This window comes from Oceanobacillus sp. CAU 1775 (assembly GCF_054482815.1).
Window position 1 is genome coordinate 12,873 of sequence record NZ_JBTLRO010000011.1, and the last position, 18,169, is coordinate 31,041.

Here is an 18,169-nt window from a genome sequence, read left to right on the forward strand (position 1 = left end):
ATAACCATGGCAAAGCTAACCCTCAACAACGAAGCCGAAGTGGAACGTCGACTCATTGAAGTATTGGGCGAAGGATATAATCAATGGAATTATCGACCTGAGTTAAAGTCAGAAGCGGATCTCTGGCAAAACCTACGTCAAATCATTACGCAAAATAACTTATCAGAGATTGGCGAACATCCAATCACAGATAAAGAATTCGGTACGATTAAAACAGAACTCTTACTTAAAACAAAAACTCCCTTTGAAGCTGCTAAATGGCTCAAAGGGGAAAATGGGATTGCACGTATTACCATTGAAAGAGAAAATGTGGATCTAGGACCAATGTCATTATTATTATACTCCAATCATGATATCGGTGGTGGGATATCAAGATATGAGGTCGTCCATCAAATAGCAAAACAAAAAGCATCAATTGAAGATCGGGATCGTCGTTTTGATGTCAGCCTATTAATTAACGGTTTACCAATTGTGCAAATCGAGTTAAAACAAGCGAGTGCAAAAGATGGTGTGTTTCAAGCGTTTAACCAAATTAAGAAATATACAGAAGAAGGAATGTTTCGTGGGAATATCTTTTCTACGTTACAACTCTTCGTGGTCTCTAATGAACAAACGACACGCTACTTTGCCAATGCAATGCCAAGAGATATGCACAAGAAATTTCTCTTTAGTTGGAGAACGACGAACAATCAAAAGGTAGATAATCTCTATGAATTTGTAAAACAAGCTTTAAATATTCCAGATGCACACAGATTAATCGCTGACTATACAATTGTGAGTGAGGATCAGGATAATAAAGTTTTAATGGTTCTAAAACCGTATCAAATTCATGCGATTCAAGCGTTATATACATCTGTAAGTAAACACGAGTCAGGCTATATTTGGCACGCGACTGGTTCAGGCAAAACATTGACAAGCTTTGTCTCTACGAAGTTACTCGCTAAAAAACCTGGGGTAGACCGAACGATTATGCTTATTGACCGTAAAGACTTAGATAACCAAACGACTTCAGAGTTCACAAAGTTTGCATCAGAATTTAACACAGGTATTTCGTCTGGTAATGCACGTTCGAACAGTTTGATTGTCGGAACAGGAAGTGCTAAAGAATTAAGTGATACATTGCTATCAGATGCGAATTCAAATGCAGTTATTATTACGACACGTCAAAAGCTAGAATCTGCACTTAGACATGCACAAAAGGTAGAAGAGCAGAAAGGTACACAGCGTTTTAAAAAGCTCATAGGCCAACATATCGTCTTTATTGTTGATGAATGTCACCGTGCATTAAGTGCAGAAGGTATGGAAGATATGAAAGGATTTTTCCCTAATTCTACTTGGTTCGGATTTACAGGTACACCTATATTTGAAGTAAACAAGAAGCAAGCACAAGGAAAGTTAGCACGAACAACTCGGGATCAATATGGAGATGTCTTACATACCTATACGATTAAAAATGCGTTAGAAGATGGTGCTGTGTTAGGTTTTCAAGTAGAACATGAAAATACCATCGAACGAACATCTATACAAAATTTAATTTTTGACCAACTACGAAAAGATACCAAATATGCTCATCAAACAGATGATGAAATAAATCACATGATTGATCAAATGGACGGAATTGAGCAAGAAAAATATATTGATTCTACCGTATATGAAAGTGACGAACATATCCAACAGGTGCTTCGGAAGATTTTTAGACCTGATAATGCGTATATGAAATTTGATTTTGAGAACGGTCGACCACAGAAATCGGCTATCTTCACAACGAGTTCGATTAATATGGCAAAACGGTATTATCATGCGATAAAAGAGATGACAGCAGATCCAGAATGGATAACAAATATGTTTGCCGATCAACCAATTCGAAAAGGAAGAACCATGGAAGATCCAGATTTCCCTCGAATTGCGATTACGTATTCTTTACAAGAAAACGAAGAAGACGCAGCAGCAAACCAAAATGAAATGAAAGAAATTATCAAAGAGTATAATGAATATTACGATACAGCATGGTCGCAAGAGAGTATAGAAAGATACAATGGGGATATTAATAATCGTTTAGCACGTAAAAGAGCAGAGTTCAAAGAGTTTGGAAAGCAAGTTGACTTGGTAATAGTAGTTGATCGCTTACTAACTGGTTTTGATGCGCCAACTGTGCAAACGTTATTTGTAGATCGTAATTTGAGTTATGCAAATCTAATTCAAGCATTTTCGCGAACGAATCGAACATATCCAGGAAAAGACAAAGGATTAATTGTGACATTCAGAAAGCCACATACGATGGAATACAATGTAACGGAAGCTACAAAAGTGTATTCTAATGAAGATGAAGCATCAACACTAATTTATCCAACTTATGAGGAATCGAAGAGACGTTTCAAAAGAGCTCATAAAAAGCTTCAAAATGTTGCACCAAATATTAAATCGATTGACGAACACACACCTATTGAAACTCGAGTGGAATTTGTAAGAGCATTTCAAGAGTTAAATAACGCTTATGAAGCACTTGTTACGTATAACGAATATAACGATGACGTGGAATACTCCAATGCTTTAAAAGAACAAGTAATGATTATTGAAGAGTCTGTAGGTGTTTATACCACTGTAAAAGGCTCCTTGATAGATGAAGAAGAGGACGGCGATCAACCAGATGTTGATTTCTCCGATATAGAATTTTATGGAGAAAACGCTGTTAAAATATATGATGTAGATTCAAGCTATATCGATAAACTCTTAGAAACATACTCAGCTAACAATAAGAACATTCGTGATGATATTGAAAATGCATTGCAAAAGTTGGAGAAGAAAGAGATTGTTAAAGAGGTATACCGAGCTATTCTAAATGCGATTGATAATGAAGAAGTCGATGTAGAGGAAGATATTTTTATTGTTAAACGTACGTTTTTCACAGATGCGCAAAACAGAGCAGTTAAAGATTTTGCAAACACGTGGTTTGTTGACAAAGAAGCACTTCATTTATCCAAGGTTCAGTATATAATCGGAATGGATCCTATACCGAATATTAGTGATATCATTAACAGTCGGGATTTTGAAAAGTATAAAACTATAAATCCAGATGCAAAGCCATTGAAGTATGGGCCAGAGATGAAGCGACAATGGAGGAAATTGCTAGATGGGTTACTTGTGCCTTTACGGGATGAATTGAGATGAAGTTCTTTGCCATTAATACTTGATGCGAAACAAATAGGATATGAATGTTCAATCGGATTTATAAGTATAGATTTTCTGCTATCAAAACATTTCTTTAATAATTCAATACATGACAGTTTAGAGATGTTAGTTTACATGGAATGAAGGATTTCAATTACAATAGAAGTGTATAGCTACCTCAAAAGGTTTTTAGAGAGAATTGAAAACGATGGTCAGTTAAATTTTGTACTATTACCGAATTAGAAAAAAGTTTATTAGAGAATAGTGTATGATGACATTTCATTGCAATCTAGGTAAAATATCAATTTATTAATGAAAAGCACGATGAAAGAGTAATACATACTCATCGTGCTTTTTTGTAAGATGATTCTATGATGTTGCTTTAAAGAAAAGTTCCTACAAGAGAATGAGATAAAATAACAAGATAAATGATCAAAACCTACACCATTTTCAACTATCTATCTTGTATCTCTTACCCTGGTTATCATAGGAACAATTACAAGAAAATAATTAATATAGAGTATCACCTTAATTTTTTCTCTTCCTTTTTACGTTCTATCCAATTTTCGAAGTCTCTTTTATCAACTCTTTTCGATGCACCTATCTCATAGTAAGGTATGCCACCTGCATTAACGTGGAGCTGAAATAATTCATAAACTCTTCTCCTGGAAATTTTAAGAAATTGAGATATTTCTAAGGCTGTTAATGTATCAGGTAATGACTCCCAAGATTGGTGATTCTTACTCATTCGATCCGTTGGTTCCTTTTCGTTCTCGTCTCCATTACATATATTATCTTCTAACTCTTTTAACCATTTTTCTATTATATTGATACCCCTTTTTCGTTTTTGTTCTTCATTTTTTGTATTATTAGAATCCAAAATAAAACCTCCTTTTAGGTGCAGGATGAACCTTTAAACAACAAAAAATAGTGTTGGACTTGTATAAGTCCAACACTATTTAAGAACTTTAAATTTTTATAAACTCAATGGGATATAGGATGTCATTGGATTGATTTCTCATAACAATCATCAAATTTACATGATTGTTAATTACAGTTTTACAATATCCAACATCAATAGAGTAAATAGGTTCCAAAACATTTTTCATTAATACAAAATCATTAAGCTGATTGTTAACTCCGAACAATTCAATAAGGATATCGCCTTGCTCTCGAATAGATGCTCGTGAAAATATTTGATTAGACCCTATGGTCAATATGATTGGTCTGATATCGTAAAGATAGGTGAAGTTCGGCCTTGTATGTGAATATCTATTATAGTTCATCACGGCATTTATTCTAGCTTCTTCCAGATATTTAATGAAAGAACTTTGAGATAATAAAACATTAGGGATAGATTTGAAGCTACTTACATCCCACTTATTTATTACATCAGGCTGTTCCTCTAGCAGCCATTCAACTGGAATCCTTGTCATGATTGCAAGGCTGGCATAAAGTTCAAACGGTGGTCTTGTTTTAGGAAGGACCTCCCGCAGCGTATCTGAAGCGTCCGATTTAACCTTATCATGTTGTCCTTTTAGAATCCGAAGTATATCCTTTGAAACTCCGTATTTTTCTGAAAATCCAGTTTGGGTCATTCCAAGCATCTCTTTCATTAGAATGATACGAAAACGACCTTGGACGGATAAGGAAAGTAGAAATTCTCTTAGTAAATGTGGTTCTCTTTTCAAAGAATTAATCATTGGTTGATCAATGATTATTCTATTCCCACTATCCGATATATTTTTAAAAAATTCTTCCTCAGTGATTTCTTTGTTAATTACTCCTCGAATAATTTCATAATCAGACCTTGGTTTTTTCAATTATATCACCAAGGAAAGCATAGTATTAACCGCTTATTATCTCTTCGTTAGACTTATAGAAGTCCAACATACTTCTTTTCATTTTTAGAGTTATGATAGAAATAATATAATGAAAAGTATTGTAAAAAAAGTAGACAGAAAACTGAATTTGATGTATGCTTAGAGAAATATTGGCAATACTAATTAAGTTTGTCACTTTTATGCAACACTCCCTTCTAGGGAAATTTCATAACCTAAAAATGAAAGGAATTCCACTGCAACACGTTAGTGTGCTAAATTAAAACTACATAGAAGAGGGATTCTACGAATATAAATGGAAATGTCTGGCAATAATATTGCTAGGCATTTTTTTGTTGCCTTAAAACGTTTTTTCTTTTGCTTTACATATCCACCCATTGCAGAAAAACTACAATGTATATTTATGTTTAATTATATCACAAGAAAACGATGGTGAATCCTAACAAATGTAGAGGTGAGCAGGGATGAAATCTGAAAAAGTATTACCATTAAATCAACCATTTAGTGAGAGGAGTAGTTTCGATTGGATTGATGTGTTTGTTCAGCCACTAACAAGTAACAACCAAAATTACAGTAAAAAGATACTAATTGAATGGTACTTGTACCATGGTGTAGAGTGGCGTCAATTAACATTTGTTGAATGTCAAACTTATCTTAATTATCTTGTGCGTGTCCACCAATATAGGCATGTTTCTAATAAAACTCTAAAGAAAAAAGTAGATACAATTACAAAATTTTTGACTTTTCTCGAACGCCAAAAATTTAGTAACATCAACACTCTCCTTTGGAAATGGAAAGCTTTCATTAATAATCTGAAAGAGTTAGAAGAATTCAATAAACCTAAAAAGAAGAAGCAGTCCGATAGTATTCCGAAGAAAAAAAGACAGATGAAAGAAGTTGTGCTCCCTACGATAATATCTGATTTTCTTTATTTCTTAGATCAAAGGAGTTACATGCAGATTAACAAATACAAAAATAGTATAAAACAATTTTTCGACTACCTAATAGTGAAAAAAATTGATATCAATATCTTCTATAAAAAGGAAAAGGAAAATCTTTTATTTGAATCAATAGAAGGATATGAAAAATTCTTATCCAAAAGAATTTCAAACGAAGAAATCGAAGGAAGTACAGCAACGAATTATTTGAGAGCAGTACAATTATTTATCGAATTCTTGTGCAGCAAGGATGTTGTCGGTCGTACCTATTCCATTCCTATTCATATGAGAGCGAGAGGAAATCGTGCGAATCAATTTGTTCCAAAGGAATCCATTATTCGAATGATGAACATGATTTATGATTATTCAAATCATGTACTAAGAGATTTAGCTATATTTTTACTTATTGTGGATACAGGATGTCGGCCGATTGAAGTATGTAATCTTTTATTGAGTGACTATAACAAAAGAGAAAGAACACTTCCATTCGAATGTGGAAAATCAGATAGAAGGGCACTCGAGATTAGTCATGAGGTTGCAGATGTGATTAACGATTATTTAGAAATTCGAGATACTTATTCTCCACAAACAGAGAGTCTTTTTTTAGATTATCGTGGTTTTCACATTTCATCGAGCTTAATAAATTTAATTTTCTATGATAGTAATATAGAGGCTTTTGGAATATCCAAATATCCAGCTAGAGCCTTTCGCCATACGTATATTACAAATGCATTAGAAGAGTATGACTTTCAACGTGTATCGAAAATTGTCGGGCATAAAGAATGGCGTTCCACAAACTATTATGTTTACCGCTCAACGAAAAGGTTGTTAAATCACACATTTGATAAGAGTCCAATATAAGAAGGAGTGATTTCTCATATCTATTAAAATTCAAACAAATATTGATTATGAACAAATTTGTAATGAGTTAGGTGTTACTGTTGAAGAGTTGTTAAAGCTGGTAAAAAATAAGGATGAACATTTATCATCGAAAAGTCAGAGGATGCTTTTCGTAAAAGTACTAGAAGAGTACTGTGAGAATTTATTAACGTTAAAAGAGTATAACCGAAGGAGTGAAACGACCGTAAGTACTTACTTAAATATCTTGGGTAGGGTGAAGCAGTTTGTTTTGGAAAAGCATCCTGATTTAACTATTGACGAGGTAGGGGAAGGCTTGTTATATAATCTATTAGAGGGTGCTAAACCAAGAAAGGCGGATTCCTTAGCTACAAATACTATTAATAAATACAGTGCTATCTTTAGAAGTGTGCTGGGGTATTCTTTTGAAAATGGATACACGAAAAGAGATTTACGCTACAAATTTACTTTACAAAAAACATTCCCGAAGTCGCGTTATTTAAATGATGAACAAATAGAAGAAGTATTAGCAAGGACGCTTCAAAAAACATATGGGTATCGAAAGCGAGCGATAGCGATTTTTTTATTGGGAACAGGTTGCCGTGTGAGTGGATTGACGAATATAAAAGTATGCGATTTTAATGTTAAGGAAAACTTGATTCTGCTTAAAGAGAAAGGAGAAAAGGAACGATATGTCCCTATGTTTCCAGAAGTGAAAAAATGTATAATACATTATTTAAAAATGAGTGGTGTAGAAGAATGGAGTGCGGATATCAAGGGGTATCTATTTGCACAGGATGAAGGACTAGTGAGGAAAAAACAAATTTCAAACAGAAGTGTGCAAAATTTGTTTCGTGGTGTATTTGATAGTATTGGATTGAATAGAGATTACACAGTTCACTCCTTTCGCCATACATTTGCAGTGAGATGTCTTAAAGTAGGTATTAGGGAGCCATATTTAATGCAAATGCTTGGTCATGAAGATCCTCAATCGACATCTGTTTATACTAAGCTATTACCATTAGACTTAAAAGAACAAGTAATGAAAAATTATCCGTTTCCTTTTGAAAATTTATTAGATGATTTGATTTGAGGCGATGAAAGTGAAATTTTTTAGGGAAGAAATTAATAGTTTTCTTAAGTATTCTAACCGTAGCGAACAAACGAAAGGCATTTATAAACGAAGATTAGATGATTTTTTACATTATCTTGCTGATTGTTGTGGTACTTCTGTTGAACAGGTGCATCTAGAGAAAATTTATGAAACAGTTGATAAAAATAGAAAAACGTTATTTTTCTCTAGGTTAGATGTAAAGTTAGTTGATCAATATTTTCATTCACGTCTTGATAAAAGTTATGGGTGGTTAGCTGATTCTAAAAGATCACTGCAAAACTTGTTCCTCTACCTCCATCGAAGATACGACTTTCCAAATCTTGCTGAAGAGATGAAATTTAAATTAGATGAACATAAACAAAAACCTTCTAGTAAAGATAAATATGTTCCAACCAGACACGATCTGTTAAAGTTTCTTCATAGTCTTTTAAAGTACAGTTCTAACCTAGACAGAGATTTATTGTTTTTTATATTGTTGATGTCTACTGGAAGTCGCTCTTCGGAAATCATTTATACAAAGGTTAAAAATATTGATTACTCAAATGGAACTATCTATGTTAAGAAGACAAAAAATAAAACTAGTAAATATATCGTGCTAAGAGAAGGAATCGGTCCCGTTATAAAAAGATTTGTTGATAAGTACAAAATAGGTGAAGATGATTATCTTTTTAATAAAAATCAAAAGTCTTTAAAATTAAGTGACCTACAAATGGAATTTAAAGTGTTTCTTCAGAAGGCAAATTTACCTTTATTTACCCTTCATAAACTAAGGCATTCCTTTGCAACTATTATGGCTGAAAGTGGTACAGATATCTTGGTAATACAACAATTACTAGGACATAAAAAAATTGATTCTACAAAAACGTATATTGAACCCAATAATATCCGTAATCGTGGCGTTGAATTAAAAGTAAATAAAGATGTATATAAATATATTCGTAGAAAATAAGAATATTTCTTCATAAAGATATTGCAACCATATTCATTTATACTAAGCTGTTACCAATACATTGTGAGCAAATTAAAGTGCTGTTTAAGCAAAAACTAGAAGCAATTTCATATTATTTTACCCAAATTTGCAATACTCCAATTGAATAAGTACTTAATAATTATAGGTATAAAGAAGGGGTTTTTCTTTTGGTGTCGAATTATGACATTGAAGGATGTGTAGTATTCATGTACAAAAATATTTTAGGCTTAAACATTAATGCTTTTATTACCCATTGAATAGTAAGGTGTTGTAATAGACAAAGTATTGGAAGTGATTAGCAAACGTCTATTGGTCACAATGAAAGTTACGGTTCACGGTAGCCTAAAAAAAACAGATGAATTTTTATTTTAAAGCACCTCAACCAAGCAACTAGGTATATTAGAACCACCTAAGAAGATTCAACAGGAAACGAGATAGACAGCTGAGACATTTGAGGAAATGGTTTATTGAGAAAGTAGGTGAATATATAAGAAACAATATCCGATCTTATGCTTCATTCGACATTAAAGTACTTCATTATTAGATCTTTTAATTTACATGTTATATATAAATTAATATAAGGAGGGACGCTTCAGAAGCTATTGAGAGTGAATTTAACAAAAACTCAATAAGAAGTAGAATTAATGTTAACTAAATATAAGGTCTAGAAAATGTTAAAGTAAGATGCTAACAGTTATTGTTTAACTCAGACAAGGTACAACACAGATAAATCTTCTTATAAATATAATAATATTACTTTAGTTGGAAGGGGAAGAAATATGGTTAATTTCGGGAAAAGGTTAAATTCTAAAAAAATAACAAAAAAGGTTAACCCTATAGAAATTTACGATTCTTTGGATCGTGCATCTGATAAAGGACCGTTACGTCCAGTACAAAAGATGATTTTAAAAGACTGGTATAATAAGCGATCCAATGAAAAAGATGTAATATTAAAGCTACATACAGGACAAGGAAAAACATTAACTGGACTTCTAATGCTGCAATCTCGATTAAACAATAATACTGGACCTGCTATGTATTTGTGCCCAAATAATTATTTAGTTGATCAAACTTGTAAACAGGCAGAGGAATTCGGTATTCCTTACACTGTATATGATGGAGATATACCGGACGACTTTATCGATGAAAAGGCAATACTAATAACAAACGTTCAAACATTATTTAATGGACTTTCTAAATTTGGTGTTGGAAGGCAATACACAGAAGTTTCTACTATTTTAATGGATGATGCGCATGCTTGTATTGAAGCGATTAAAAATGCCTGTAAAATTAATTTAAAACAAGGCACCGCTCCATACCAAGAGATACTTGAACTTTTCGGGCCAGAGATTGAAAAGCAAGGAGTTGGGACTTACGCAGATATATTGAGACAAGAATATGATGCATTTCTTGCTGTTCCTTACTGGGATTGGCAAGATAAGCATAGTGATGTAGCACAGATATTAGCTAAATACACTGCATTAAATGAAGTAAAGTTTGGGTGGCAAATATTAAAAGATATTATAAGGGATTGTGATTGTTATATATCAGGGAATAAACTTGAAATAATTCCATACTCAGTACCACTAAATATGTTTGGGACATATGAAAATGCTGAACAACGTATATTTATGTCCGCAACTGTAAATGACGATTCATTTTTAATAAAAGGTCTGGGCCTGAGCCCTGAGACTATACAAAAGCCCCTTTCTATTGATAAAGAAGAATGGTCTGGAGAGAAGATGATCTTGATTCCAAGTCTTATTGATTCTACTATTAGTAGAAGCGAAGTAGTAAATATAATGGCTAAACCCAAAGATAATAGAAATTTTGGAATCGTTGCTCTTACACCTAGTTTTAGCACAACAAAAGACTGGGAATCTTATGGCTCATCAGTTGCAGAAACAAGCAATATAATTGCCGAAGTTAAAAAACTCAAAAACAAAGACTTTAGTAATACTTTAGTAATTGCGAATAGGTATGACGGCATTGATTTACCTGATAATTCTTGTAGAGTATTAATACTTGATTCTGCCCCGAACTTTGATTCGTTACAGGAAAAATATATAGAAAATTGCAGAAATAAAAGTGATGTAACAATAATTAATAAAGCACAAAAAATTGAACAAGGTTTAGGTAGAAGTGTAAGGGGAGAAAAGGATTACTCAGCAATCGTACTAATAGGAAGTGAATTAATTAAACTTATACGTTCAAAGAAGACAAGAAGATATTTCTCTACACAAACTAGGAAACAAATTGAGATAGGTTTGGAAATAGCAGAATTTGCAAAGGATGATATTAAAAATGGTGTAGAACCTATTCATTCATTTTTAGGATTATTAAACCAATTAATTAAGCGTGATGAGGGTTGGAAACAATTCTATATTCAAAAAATGAACGATATTGATTTAGAGGAACCACAAAGCAAAATTCTTGATATTTTCTCAATGGAAAAAAAAGCACTTGAGGAATATATGTTAGGGAACTATAAAAAGTCAGCTACAATAGTACAAGATTTAATAGATAAATATATTACTGATACCGAAGAAAAGGGTTGGTACTTACAAGAAATGTCCAAGTACTTGTATCCTTTTTCTCAAACAGAGTCTAATAGATTGCAAGTGATCGCTCATAAAAACAATAGATTTCTTTTGAAACCAAAAGAAGGAATGGAGTTTACCAAGATAACCAAGGTAAGTTGGAAAAGAGTTGAAAGCATTAAAAAGAAAATTGAAAGTTACACAAATTATGAGGAATTACAAATTGATTTAAATAGCACTCTGGACTCACTCAGATTTGGTGTGAAAGCAGATGCATTTGAAAATGCGCTAAATGAATTGGGGGAATTTCTAGGTTTTCTCACAGAAAGACCTGATAAAGAATGGAAAGAAGGACCAGATAACTTATGGTTACTTGGTAACAATGAATATTTATTAGTAGAATGCAAGAATCAAGTAGATGCCTCAAGGAATGAAATTAATAAAGATGAAACTGGTCAAATGAATAATGCTTCCGCATGGTTCGAAAAAAATTATGGAGATGTAAAAGTAACTCGAGTTTTAATCATTACCACAAAAACTGTAAGTAGAGCTGCAGGTTTTACAAAAGTGGTAAAAATAATGAGAAATCGTAGTCTTAAAAATTTAGTGAAAAGTGTAAAAGACTTTTACTCAGAATTTAATACATCAGATTTTACAAGTCTTTCTGAAGAGCAAATACAAAAACATCTTAATACTCATCAATTATCTGTTGAAAAGTTAACCACCAATTATGTAGAGGAACCAAGAATTTATAGGTGATAAAAAGATTTAATAAATAATAACTTAAATTAGGTGCTCTATTTACTGAAATGAGTGAGAAGTATAAAGACTTCCAATCAGTCACAGACTGAATTGCTCAAGAGAAAAGGTGTAGACAACAGACCAACAGATGAAATTATAATGAAATGCACGAATCTAACAGCAATAAAGAATTTTATTTCTTCCATACTGGAGAAAAGAGCAATTAATAATATGGTTTAAGATACTGATTTTTTAGCTTATTCTTTTATTTTTAAATACTCCCCAATTTCCGTATGATATAAGTAATAAAAAGGCAGGATGAAGATTTTTATGTTAGGAAGGCTATTTCAGAACAATAACAAAGAAGTATGCTTTTAGATAATCACTTGAATATAAAGTATATCTATGGAGGTTAGTAATTATGGAAAAAGAATTACTCGAGAAAGCAACGTTTAAAAAGAATAGAAAGTTGTCAGCAATTTTATTGTTTACTGAAAAGGACCCGGTTATTGTTAAATTATTGAAAGATGCGGATTTTATTAATGCACTAGATTCATTATCTGGAGAAAAGATAGATGTATACTATACAAAGTTGGTCAGTGGGGAGTTAGGAATTCCTGAAAGAAAAGGCAATGAGATGAGTTTCATGGTGCCTATTTGGAAGGAGCCGAAACAAAATGAGGAGTTATTTTCTCTTTTTAAAATAAAGGATAGTAGAGAACTACCAATGCTTATTCTTTTTGGTACAAATATTATTGAGGACGGTAAAGAAATCTCTTTTTATAAAAAATTAAAGATAAAAGAAAGTGGAGAGGTAGACGCATGGAAATCAATAGAAGAGAGTTTATATATTGCGCTTGATGTATTAAAAGATCTACAGACAAGTAGTAGTGAAATAACAAATGAACTTTTAGAAAAGGAATTGACTAAAAAAGTGAGGTTTACACAAATTAAGAAATGGACAAGTGAAATCACAAAACGATTACCAGTAGGAGCTGTTTTAGGAAGATTAATATAGATGAAATTGTAACTGATTTAACTAATTGTTTACTAAAAAAGAAAGCCTTTTTCATATATGGTGTTAAGGGTTAGTTCCTCACTATGGTAAAGTATTAACGTAGTGGAAGACTGACCCCAACGTCATAAATAAATAGATTTGAAAATGAGGATAATATAATAAGTACTATAGATGTTTTTTCGAAATTTGTAGATGAGCAATACATTGATTCAACTCTAGACGGAAACTTTTATTTTAGCTAAAGTGGTAATTTCGTAGAATTAGAGATAAAGCAATTAGATAAAGGCATAGGTGATTCAATAGAAGGATCATGGGGTATGCAAAAAGAAGAAAAAAGTATACTAATGATTGGTAAACTAGTAGATAAAATGCACCCTTTAAATGTTAAAACAGCAACTTTTATCATACATTCGAGCGGGTGAAAAAATTTTCAGTTTTATGAATCCATTATTATTAATACATTGTCTAACTATGAAAAAAATCCTATATAATTCAAAAAATGTCTTTCATTATGAAATTATTTATCCAAATCATCTCTAACTTCTAACTTCATCTTTTAGAATAGATGTGTTTCCCTCTAAAACAAAATCAGTGTCTGAATTGAAATAAGTAAACTCTCTCAAATCTCCAATAGAATTAACACCGACATATTTTTTAATGTCAATTATATTTATAAATAAATCTTTATCCAATAAATCTGTAATTGGCTTCTATATTCTTTTTGAAAACTAAAAAATTCTCTTTTGTAGAATAATCCTAAGAAAGGATTTCTTTCATATACTTCATATTCTAATGGATGAGTTTTATGCTTTTCATTGTAATAGGTAAGGAAATCCCTTTTAAATTCAATTTATATGGTAGAAGAATAAATGTAAATTACCGTAATCAGACATTACTATTATGTAGTGTCTTTATTTTGGTTGCCCAATTGTATCTACATTACAATAGCCTTATGTTAGAATAATAATTATAATTTTTGCAGGGGTGAGTAGTTTGAAACAAATTATAATAGATACCTCATTTGAAATTATGAAAATAGTTGGCAGAGAATGTTTTAAAGAAAAGGAACTTGACGTTGAAGATGCTGTAATACTAGCTTTAATGCATAGTATAATTTCTAACTGTAATGATATTAATTTTTTATTGAAGAATAATAGACATGATTCAATAGAAATTATATCAAGAACTTTTTTGGAAAAGAGTGTGTCTTTACAATACATCTTAAAAGAAGAAACAGAAAGAAGAAGTAATGCTTACTTTTACTCTTTTAAAATGCAATCTGCTAAAAAACTAAAAGAATCCCTTGATAATATGAAAAACTCAAAGGATAAAGAAGAAATTTTAGAATATACCAATTCATCATCTGAAATGAAGAAGGAAGTTCCAGGTATAAATAGTTTCGATGAATATATAGAGTATTATGAGGAAATTTATAAAAGACAATTTAATTCAGGGGTGAATAGCAAGAAGCGTAGAAATTGGTACAACTTGAATGGTGACATACAAGGCATGCGAGACTTAATGAGGTATGTAGGAAAAGAGGAAATAGAGTACTATTTCTTCTATGGGATGGAATCCTTGCATACTCATGGCTTAAGTTCGATGGGCAACTTAAGTATGAAAGACAATATTTTGTTGTTTAGAAGTAATCTGAACATAGAGTTATTAGATAACAAACTAACAAATTATGTAATTGAAAATATAGTATCTATAATCAAGCATTATAAATTAGAAAAAAATAAAGAAATTAAGAACAAGTTAGCATTAATAGAAATTAATTTTAATATACAATATAGAAAATAACCTGAAACAACAGTGGTTCTGAAAAAGCTTCATTCATGTTAGAATATTAGTAACTATTCTAGCAGAGGTGATTGTATGGAAAGAAAATTACAAGTATTTGTTTCATCTACCTTTACAGACTTACAAGAAGAAAGACAAGCCGCAGTTTCATCAATTTTGAATGCTGGACATATTCCAGCTGGTATGGAGTTATTCAAAGCTGGTGATGAATCCCAAAAAGAGACAATTAAAAGATGGATAAATGAATCGGATGCTTATATGGTTATACTAGGTGGCAGGTATGGCTCAATTGATAAAGATACTGGAAAGAGTTATACACATTGGGAATATGATTATGCAGGTGAAAAAGGGATACCAAGATTTGCAATTGTTATAGCGGAAGATGCATTAGAGGAAAAGCTTAAGGCAAATGGTAGTAGAGTGATGGAAACAAAGAATCCACAAAAACTAAAAGAATTCAGAGAAATAGTGTTAAGTAAGCATTCAAAATTTTTTGCTGATATTAAAGATATAAAGTTATATGTACTTGAATCTTTAAAAGAGTTTGAGAGAGATGCTACTTTAACGGGTTGGGTATCAGGAGAAAAGTTAGGTAGCTATGAAGAATTACTAGAAGAAAACCGTGAGTTATTAAAGGAAAATAATAAAATTAAGCATGAAAAAGAAAAGTTAGAAGGAAAGCTAAAAACAGAAAGTGAAATTGGCGATTACTCATATGCCGAAATACACAAATATCTTTCTCAACAAGAAATCAATTTTCCGGATGATTATGACGACGAATTACTTGCTGGTAAATCATATCCACTATTAAGTGTCGTAAATAAATATAAAAACTCTTTATCTATCGGTATAGAGAACAGTAACATGGTACATAAAAATACTATATTCATTTTTTATAGAGTTGCCCCTAAATTAATTGCGTTAGGTTTGGCTGAAAAAGTTAAAATTGCAGGGGTTAAATATCAGAGGGTTCAATTTTCAAATAACGGAAATAGATTTATTGCCATGTACGAAATGAAAAAAATGAATAGTCAGTAATAAAAACAATACATTATGTAGTGTTTTTTGATTAGGGTGCTTTAGCAGAAGAAGCTAATGTAAATAGTCGAATCCTTACCATGTTAGAATTCGACTATTTTAGGTTGAAATTCGCTTAGTGTACAGAATCTCTATTTATATAAACTAATGGTCTCAAATTAAAAACAAGATGATAAACATCAAACTAACAAAATGCTAACATTTGGCTAACGCAATTCCGTGGAAAACGGTAATATACCGTTAAAGAAAATACACCTCAGATTCTTCGAAAGCTTGATATACCGCATTATTAGTACACTATGTTATAGATATTACACTCTCTCACCTTATGTTATACATAAAGGAACGTGGTGAAGAACCAGCAGATTTAATTATAGATGAAATTGAAAAATTTTATTTACAACATGAGTGAAGTTTTATTGAAAGGAGGTTGTTAATATAAACATTTTGTATAGATTATTACTTACCTTCAACTCTACATCACTAATAATTGTAATATTTTTTGTGAAAGAACAAGTAACAATACAATGGTCTAATAAACTATCTTTTGTACCAGATGTAGTTTCGTATGCTCTGTATTTTTGCTTGCCTATAATTTTTACTCTTATAAGTCTGATCTTAGCTAAATTTTTAGCTAAAGATAGTCTAGAAAAAACTGAAAAAAGTATAAAAAGTGAAAATGGGCAAGAACAAACTTTTAAAATATCTAAAATAATTGAAGTGGAACAAGCAAATAATGCTTTCTTACCAAGTTATCTCGGATATTTCTTTGTTGCCTTAAGTGTACCTTACTATGAAACATTGATTTTTATTTTCCTAGTATTGTTTTTATTCACTTTTTTTTCACAGACCCTATACTTTAATCCATTATTCTTGTTGTTTGGTTATCATTTTTATTATTTGACAACGGTTAATAGAACTAAAATCTTTTTAATAACTAGAAAATCACTTAAAAATCCTGATGATATTAATTTGCCAAAACTGAGGAGAATTAATAATTTTACTTTTATTGACTTAACATAGGGAGATGAAACATATGAATCATTTAGTCGCTAGTACCAGTGGGAGAGAAGGAAAAATTTATAAGGTTCTATCTGGCAAGATTTTCGATTTACCAGAGGACTTGGATAACCCAAAAGTATTTAATTCTGATTACAAATTAGAAGATGATGAATGGTTTCACATACCAAATTTCTCAAAAGAGGATTACTATTTAGAGTTTCTCAAACGGGAATTTATCTCTACTGATTATGATCAAATAGGTACTATAGATATAAAAAAATTGCTTTTCTTATGCGCATACCAAACAGGAATATATTATTTTCAAAAAATCACACCATCATTAATCGTTAATAGAAAGTGGTTTAAAATTGGCGAGCCGATAATCGAGGAACAGTCGCCTATTATAGTTATAAAAGAAGTTCCCGATGCTATTTATATAAAGTCAGAAGATACCCTTTATTTTAAGAATATTTCATCGCTTACTTCAATTTTTAAGGGCATTATAGAACTTTATAAAGAAGCAACACAACTAGAAACAGAAGAATTTTTAAAAAGTGACTTCATTAAACTTGAGGAAGACTATGATGCATTTAAAGTAAAAACTGCAAACAGAAAAAGAATTGCTCTAGCAATGGAAACAATAAAGGGATTTTCAGCAAGAGAGAAGAGTACAATCTATTCATACATAAAAGATTATTGTAGTGAAAAGCTCACCTTTGATGAAGAAGAATCAAAATTTAGAGTATCAAATGAAGAAGAACTAAAACATTTACTTTGGGGGATTGAGCAACGCTACTATACTACACCAGTTGGAAATGAAAAAATGGTAGCAAATTCTGTGTCTAGGGTATGAGAAGCGTAATAATCGATTTACTCAATAGGAATTCTTTATAGAAAAAATTTATTCATATGGTAGAACTATAAATTATTCAGGTTTCTTTAATTAAAAGGTAATAGCTGCTGACTCATAGACTTTTATTAATGATAAAGTTAAATATGACAAGACTCAAAGCCCTAAGACAGTACTAGAAACTATCGTAGAATTGATAAAATCATTAAAGACCATTTATTTTACTATAGAACCAGAAGAATATAACTATTGGGAAGGGTTTTACTTCGCCCAAATAGTTATTTGATT

The 18,169-nt window shown here is 31.5% G+C and carries 13 protein-coding genes; 11 read left to right on the forward strand and 2 right to left on the reverse strand.

The window, feature by feature from the left end; translation table 11 throughout:
* Positions 1 to 6 precede the first annotated feature (6 nt).
* Positions 7 to 3,168, forward strand: coding sequence for a type I restriction endonuclease subunit R (locus tag ACXYMZ_RS14940; protein ID WP_458949205.1), 3,162 nt, complete (start codon positions 7 to 9; stop codon positions 3,166 to 3,168).
* 523 nt (positions 3,169 to 3,691) lie between these two features.
* On the opposite strand, the gene ACXYMZ_RS14945 is transcribed toward ACXYMZ_RS14940, so the two are convergent.
* Complete coding sequence (locus tag ACXYMZ_RS14945; protein ID WP_458949206.1) at positions 3,692 to 4,048, reverse strand: helix-turn-helix domain-containing protein; 357 nt, start codon at positions 4,046 to 4,048, stop codon at positions 3,692 to 3,694.
* Positions 4,049 to 4,136: 88 nt separating this feature from the next.
* Entirely contained in the window at positions 4,137 to 4,991 is an 855-nt protein-coding gene (locus ACXYMZ_RS14950) for a hypothetical protein (protein WP_458949207.1), read from the reverse strand.
* Between the two features lie 482 nt (positions 4,992 to 5,473).
* Here ACXYMZ_RS14950 and ACXYMZ_RS14955 point away from each other — a divergent pair, with 482 nt between their 5' ends.
* The 10 genes from ACXYMZ_RS14955 to ACXYMZ_RS15000 all read left to right on the forward strand — a co-directional run bounded on the left by ACXYMZ_RS14955 (position 5,474) and on the right by ACXYMZ_RS15000 (position 17,884).
* Positions 5,474 to 6,808, forward strand: a complete 1,335-nt coding sequence (locus ACXYMZ_RS14955; protein WP_458949208.1) for a tyrosine-type recombinase/integrase — start codon at positions 5,474 to 5,476, stop codon at positions 6,806 to 6,808.
* A gap of 142 nt (positions 6,809 to 6,950) precedes the next feature.
* Entirely contained in the window at positions 6,951 to 7,898 is a 948-nt protein-coding gene (locus ACXYMZ_RS14960; RefSeq protein WP_458949209.1) for a tyrosine-type recombinase/integrase, read from the forward strand.
* 4 nt (positions 7,899 to 7,902) lie between these two features.
* Entirely contained in the window at positions 7,903 to 8,868 is a 966-nt protein-coding gene (locus tag ACXYMZ_RS14965) for a tyrosine-type recombinase/integrase (RefSeq protein WP_458949210.1), read from the forward strand.
* An 800-nt stretch (positions 8,869 to 9,668) separates the two neighbouring features.
* Complete coding sequence (locus ACXYMZ_RS14970) at positions 9,669 to 12,188, forward strand: DEAD/DEAH box helicase (RefSeq protein ID WP_458949211.1); 2,520 nt, start codon at positions 9,669 to 9,671, stop codon at positions 12,186 to 12,188.
* Positions 12,189 to 12,281: 93 nt separating this feature from the next.
* A complete protein-coding gene (locus tag ACXYMZ_RS14975) occupies positions 12,282 to 12,410 on the forward strand; it encodes a hypothetical protein (protein WP_458949212.1) in 129 nt (42 codons plus the stop codon).
* A gap of 181 nt (positions 12,411 to 12,591) precedes the next feature.
* Positions 12,592 to 13,188 (forward strand): hypothetical protein, encoded by a 597-nt coding sequence (locus ACXYMZ_RS14980; protein WP_458949213.1) that lies wholly within the window; start codon positions 12,592 to 12,594, stop codon positions 13,186 to 13,188.
* 993 nt (positions 13,189 to 14,181) lie between these two features.
* Positions 14,182 to 14,991, forward strand: coding sequence for a DUF5677 domain-containing protein (locus ACXYMZ_RS14985; protein WP_458949214.1), 810 nt, complete (start codon positions 14,182 to 14,184; stop codon positions 14,989 to 14,991).
* A gap of 75 nt (positions 14,992 to 15,066) precedes the next feature.
* Complete coding sequence (locus tag ACXYMZ_RS14990) at positions 15,067 to 16,029, forward strand: DUF4062 domain-containing protein (protein WP_458949215.1); 963 nt, start codon at positions 15,067 to 15,069, stop codon at positions 16,027 to 16,029.
* Between the two features lie 504 nt (positions 16,030 to 16,533).
* Entirely contained in the window at positions 16,534 to 17,052 is a 519-nt protein-coding gene (locus tag ACXYMZ_RS14995) for a hypothetical protein (RefSeq protein ID WP_458949216.1), read from the forward strand.
* A gap of 13 nt (positions 17,053 to 17,065) precedes the next feature.
* Positions 17,066 to 17,884, forward strand: coding sequence for a hypothetical protein (locus ACXYMZ_RS15000; protein WP_458949217.1), 819 nt, complete (start codon positions 17,066 to 17,068; stop codon positions 17,882 to 17,884).
* Positions 17,885 to 18,169 lie beyond the last annotated feature (285 nt).

What these genes read in the sequence shown, in the direction of transcription:
- ACXYMZ_RS14940 (WP_458949205.1), top strand. Translation starts at nt 7, where the DNA reads ATGGCAAAGCTAACCCTCAACAACGAAGCCGAAGTGGAACGTCGACTC.
- ACXYMZ_RS15000 (WP_458949217.1), top strand. Translation starts at nt 17,066, where the DNA reads ATGAATCATTTAGTCGCTAGTACCAGTGGGAGAGAAGGAAAAATTTAT.
- ACXYMZ_RS14970 (WP_458949211.1), top strand. Translation starts at nt 9,669, where the DNA reads ATGGTTAATTTCGGGAAAAGGTTAAATTCTAAAAAAATAACAAAAAAG.
- ACXYMZ_RS14965 (WP_458949210.1), top strand. Translation starts at nt 7,903, where the DNA reads ATGAAAGTGAAATTTTTTAGGGAAGAAATTAATAGTTTTCTTAAGTAT.
- ACXYMZ_RS14960 (WP_458949209.1), top strand. Translation starts at nt 6,951, where the DNA reads ATGCTTTTCGTAAAAGTACTAGAAGAGTACTGTGAGAATTTATTAACG.
- ACXYMZ_RS14980 (WP_458949213.1), top strand. Translation starts at nt 12,592, where the DNA reads ATGGAAAAAGAATTACTCGAGAAAGCAACGTTTAAAAAGAATAGAAAG.
- ACXYMZ_RS14955 (WP_458949208.1), top strand. Translation starts at nt 5,474, where the DNA reads ATGAAATCTGAAAAAGTATTACCATTAAATCAACCATTTAGTGAGAGG.
- ACXYMZ_RS14990 (WP_458949215.1), top strand. Translation starts at nt 15,067, where the DNA reads ATGGAAAGAAAATTACAAGTATTTGTTTCATCTACCTTTACAGACTTA.